Genomic DNA, 4,147 nt, shown 5'->3' with positions numbered 1-4,147 from the left:
GCTGGGCACCGGCGGCGGCACGGTCGCGGACCTGGTCGGCGCGCTCGCTGGCACCCGCGTGCTCGTCCCGGTGCTCGCCGAGCTCGAGGTCGAGGACACAGTCGTGCACGACGGCCACGCGCACATGGTCGACAAGGAGGCGTCGGCGGGCATCGTCGCCCTGCGCGCCCCGGACGGCCGCACGGCGCTGCCGGTGTTCACCTCGGTCGCGACCATGGCCGCGTGGCGCCCGGACGCCCGCCCGGTCCCGTCGGACGTGGCGCGTGCGGCGCTCTCCGCGGTGACCGAGGGGTGGGAGGTGCTCGTCGTCGATCCGGGTGGCCCGACGACGGTCCTCGTCCCGCGCCCGGCCGTGTGGGCGCTCGCGCAGCAGGAGCGGTGGCGTCCGGCAGTGACCGCCGGCGTCGTCGACCCGGAGGTCCGTGCCGCGATCGCGGCCGCGGTCACGCCCGTCGCCGGCGTGGTGGCCGTCGATGCCGTCCCGGGCGCCCGCGCCGAGGTGGCGGTGGTGATCGAGCTCGTCGCCGGGCTCGACCGCGCGGGGCTCGACGCGGTGCTGACGCAGGTCAACGCCGCGCTGGCGGGCGTGGAGCTGGTCGCGACGCGAGTCGACTCGCTCGAGCTGCGTCCGCGCGCAGCCGGCTAGCGACGCTTGACCGCCCAGGCGAGCGCGAGCGCGGTGACCACGACGGCACCCACCAGCTGACCGCCGAGGATCACGCGGTTGAGGTCGAGCGTCGGCTGCCAGTGCGCGCCCGTCCCGTCCACGACGAAGACGCCTACGGCCTTGACGTGCACGCCGTACCCGCCGCCCCCGCCGTGTCCCTCCTGGTGGCCCGCCGGCGCCTCCTCGCCCTCGGCCCTGGACGGCGCACCTGCCTCGCCGGAGCCGGCCCCGGAGCCCGTGGCCCCCCAGACGCGTGCGACGGGGATGACGAGGGTGCCCTCGCGTTCGTACGCCTCACCGAACACGCGGCGCACGGTCAGGGTGTCGTTCACGGCCCGCGTGACGTCGGCGGGGTCGAAGTGCGGTAGCGCCATGGGGTTCCTCCCGGGGAACTGGTCAGCCGGTGCAAGGGGCGGTCGGTGTGAACGACGCCTCGTCCTCGAGCATGGACCGGAGCGTGCTCACGGGTACGACAAAACTGTGCCCCTTCGAGTCCTTCGCGTACACCACCCCGACCACCCGGCCGTCGCTGTCGAGCACCGCCGACCCGGAGCTGCCGGGCTCCACCGCCGCATCGGTGACCAGCACCTCCCCGAGGTTGGCGTTGAGGGGGTCGGTCTGGCTGCCGACCACCTGCCCCGTGGTGACGGTCAGAGCGCGCCCGAGCGGGTAGCCGACCACGGTCACCGTGTCTCCGACCGCCGGGTCGGCGGCGGCGAGCTCGGGCGCCGCGGGCAGGGCGTCCTCGGTGCGGACGATCGCCAGGTCGGCCAGCGCCGCGGTGCTGGCGGCGGCGGCGGTGAGGTCGCGCCCGTCGTACGTGCTCAGCTGCAGCGTGGAGGAGTCCGTGACCACGTGCCGGTTGGTCACCAGCGTGTGGTCGTCGAGCGCGAACCCGGAGCCGGTGGACAGGGTGCCGCAGCCGATGTTGCGGATCCGCACGGCCATCCGCTGCGCCGAGTCGAACCCGTCGGGGGACAGGTTGCCGCTCGACGACGGGGTCTGCTGCGGCAGGTCGCTCGGGACCACGCTCGTGGGTACGGGCGCAGGCATCGCCGGCAGCATGCTGCAGCCGCCGGTCAGGGCGAGGAGCGAGACGACGCTGCCGACGAGCGCGGCGCGTCGGCTCATCGCTCGAGCTCGCGCTGCAGCGCCGCGTTGGCGTCCGTGGCCCGGGCGCACACGGTCTGCACGTCGGTGGTGAACCGTGCGAGGTCGTCGGGGTCGTACTGGGACGAGTTCTGCAGGTAGCCGATGAGGCGCTGCTGGCCGTCCACGCAGCTGGCCAGCGCGGTGGCCACCTGCCCGGCCGCCTGCGACACCCGGGACTGGTAGTCGGCGAGCTGCTGCTGCGACGCGCTGGCGTCCCCGAGCTGCGCCTTCTCGTCCGCCAGCTGGGTGATCCGCTCCTGGGCCGTGGCCAGCTGCGCGCTGATCGCATCGAGCTCGGCCTGCGTCGCCTCGAGGTCGGCCTGCGACGTCGCGAGCTGCTCGCCCGTCGAGCGTGCGAGCGTCTCCCACTCCTGCGTCGACGCCTGCCACGCCTCGTTCGTCGAGAACATCCGTGAGAGCACCAACCCGGCGCCGACCAGGGTGGCGACGAGCAGCACGGCGAGGACCACGGTGGCAGCACGCGGTCCGCGGCGGCGGGCGGGCTCCGGGTCGGCCATCGGCACGGGTGCGGCGGGGAACCAGGACCCGGGAGCAGGGGCGGGTGCCGGCGCGCTCACGCGGAGGACCTCCGTGACCGGTGGCTCGGCCCCGGGGTGCACGTCGTCGCGCGGGCGAGGGTCGTCGGGCTGCATCGGCCCAGGATAGGAGGCGTGCCGCGCACACCGGCGGGTGTCAGACGACGGAGCCCGTGAACTTCTCGCCGGGGCCCTCGCCGGGGGCGTCGGGGAAGGGCGAGGCCTCGCGGAACGCCAGCTGGAGCGAGCGCAGGCCGTCGCGCAGCGAGCGGGCGTGCTGGTTGCCGATGTCCGGTGCCGAGGCGGTGACCAGCGCGGCGAGGGCGGTGATGAGCTTGCGCGCCTCGTCCAGGTCGAGGTAGTCGCGGCCCTGGGCCTCGTCGGTGTCGGGGCTCAGCCCACACTTGACCGCCGCCGCGCTCATCAGGTGCACCGCGGCGGTCGTGATGACCTCGACCGCGGCGACGTCAGCGATGTCGCGCACCGCCTCCGCCTCGGACGTGCGGAGGGCGTCGGGAGTCGTGCTCGCGGTGTGCTCGGCCATGCGCCGATCCTCTCATCGCAGCCCGGTCGGTGCGTCGGGCGACCAGGAGGCCCGGTCCGGCCTGAGCGCGTGTGCGTGCTATTCTGGTGAACGACCAGCCGCGTCCTGCTGCCCCCATCCGGGCGGAAGGACGCGGTGTACAAGTGGAGCTGATCCCACCCGAGCATCAACTGTTCGTCACCTGCGCACGCGGGGGACGACGACAGAGGCCGGGTTCGGTCCGAGGATGTGTCGCGATCTTCGCGGTACATGCCTGGTGGTGCCGTTCGCCGGTGCGCACCGTTCGGACTCGTGAGGCCCCCACCTGTACCCAGGGCGGGGGCCTTCCTCGTTCCCGGCGGTCACCCACGACGAACCTGAGGAGCACCACATCAGCGAGCCCCGCATCAACGATCGGATCCGCGTCGCCGAGGTCCGCCTGGTCGGCCCCAACGGCGAGCAGGTCGGCATCGTCCGCGTGGAGGACGCCTTGCGCCTGGCCCAGGACGCCGACCTCGACCTCGTCGAGGTGGCACCTGACGCTCGTCCGCCCGTCTGCAAGATCATGGACTACGGCAAGTTCAAGTACGAAGCAGACATGAAGGCCCGTGAGGCCCGGCGGAACCAGACCAACACGGTCCTCAAGGAGATCCGTTTCCGGCTGAAGATCGACCCGCACGACTACGGCACCAAGAAGGGCCACGTCGAGCGGTTCCTCACCGCCGGCGACAAGGTCAAGGTCATGATCATGTTCCGCGGCCGTGAGCAGTCGCGCCCCGAGATGGGCGTCCGTCTGCTCCAGCGGCTCGCGGACGACGTGTCCGAGCTCGGCTTCATCGAGAGCATGCCCAAGCAGGACGGGCGCAACATGATCATGGTGCTCGGCCCGATGAAGAAGAAGGCCGACCAGAAGCTGGAGCAGCGCCGTGCGGCGCAGGCTGCAGCCGCCCGTGAGCAGAACGCTGCGGCCGCTGCTGCTGCAGCCGCTGCGGCGGAGAACCCGGCTGCGGCCGAGCCCGCCGTCGAGGCCCCGGCCGTCGTCGAGGCCCCCGCCGCTGTCGAGGCTCCCGTGGAGTCGCCGGCCGCTGTCGAGACGCCTGACGTGGTCGAGACCCCCGCGGCAGTCGAGACGCCTGCTGTCGTCGAGACTCCGGCTGCCGTCGAGACCCCGGCGCCCGCGCCGGCACCTCGTCCGGCTGCTGCTCCTCGTCCGGCCGCCTCGCGTCCGGCCGCACCGCGCTCGACGCCCGCCGCCGCACCCCGTGCGAC

6 protein-coding genes are annotated in these 4,147 nt (G+C 73.5%); 2 read left to right on the top strand and 4 right to left on the bottom strand.

Features of this window, described 5'->3' with window-relative positions; translation table 11 throughout:
• Positions 1-646: SseB family protein (locus AC1DUQ_RS18680; RefSeq protein ID WP_477074321.1), on the top strand; the 646-nt coding region annotated here is incomplete at its 5' end.
• On the opposite strand, the gene AC1DUQ_RS18675 is transcribed toward AC1DUQ_RS18680, so the two are convergent.
• The 4 genes from AC1DUQ_RS18675 to AC1DUQ_RS18660 are packed head-to-tail and all read right to left on the bottom strand — an operon-like array spanning position 643 to position 2,899.
• A complete protein-coding gene (locus AC1DUQ_RS18675; RefSeq protein WP_477063104.1) occupies positions 643-1,041 on the bottom strand; it encodes a spore germination protein GerW family protein in 399 nt (132 codons plus the stop codon). The two genes, AC1DUQ_RS18680 and AC1DUQ_RS18675, sit on opposite strands and share 4 nt — an antisense overlap.
• Before the next feature lie 22 nt (positions 1,042-1,063).
• A complete protein-coding gene (locus tag AC1DUQ_RS18670) occupies positions 1,064-1,798 on the bottom strand; it encodes a trypsin-like peptidase domain-containing protein (RefSeq protein WP_477063105.1) in 735 nt (244 codons plus the stop codon).
• Positions 1,795-2,472, bottom strand: a complete 678-nt coding sequence (locus AC1DUQ_RS18665) for a hypothetical protein (RefSeq protein ID WP_477063106.1) — start codon at positions 2,470-2,472, stop codon at positions 1,795-1,797. Before AC1DUQ_RS18665 ends, AC1DUQ_RS18670 begins: the two co-directional genes overlap by 4 nt.
• 40 nt (positions 2,473-2,512) lie before the next feature.
• Complete coding sequence (locus tag AC1DUQ_RS18660) at positions 2,513-2,899, bottom strand: DUF1844 domain-containing protein (protein ID WP_477063107.1); 387 nt, start codon at positions 2,897-2,899, stop codon at positions 2,513-2,515.
• 370 nt (positions 2,900-3,269) lie between these two features.
• Here AC1DUQ_RS18660 and infC point away from each other — a divergent pair.
• Positions 3,270-4,147: translation initiation factor IF-3 (gene infC, locus AC1DUQ_RS18655; RefSeq protein ID WP_477074322.1), on the top strand; the 878-nt coding region annotated here is incomplete at its 3' end.

It is taken from the genome of Cellulomonas sp. P4_B5_2 (assembly GCF_056402235.1).
Note: the sequence above shows the minus strand (reverse complement) of the source record. Positions and strands in the feature narration are given on the sequence as shown.

Bases quoted from the DNA above. Each gene is read 5' to 3' on its own strand.
- AC1DUQ_RS18665 (WP_477063106.1), bottom strand. From the start codon at position 2,472: ATGCAGCCCGACGACCCTCGCCCGCGCGACGACGTGCACCCCGGGGCC.
- AC1DUQ_RS18660 (WP_477063107.1), bottom strand. From the start codon at position 2,899: ATGGCCGAGCACACCGCGAGCACGACTCCCGACGCCCTCCGCACGTCC.
- AC1DUQ_RS18675 (WP_477063104.1), bottom strand. From the start codon at position 1,041: ATGGCGCTACCGCACTTCGACCCCGCCGACGTCACGCGGGCCGTGAAC.
- AC1DUQ_RS18670 (WP_477063105.1), bottom strand. From the start codon at position 1,798: ATGAGCCGACGCGCCGCGCTCGTCGGCAGCGTCGTCTCGCTCCTCGCC.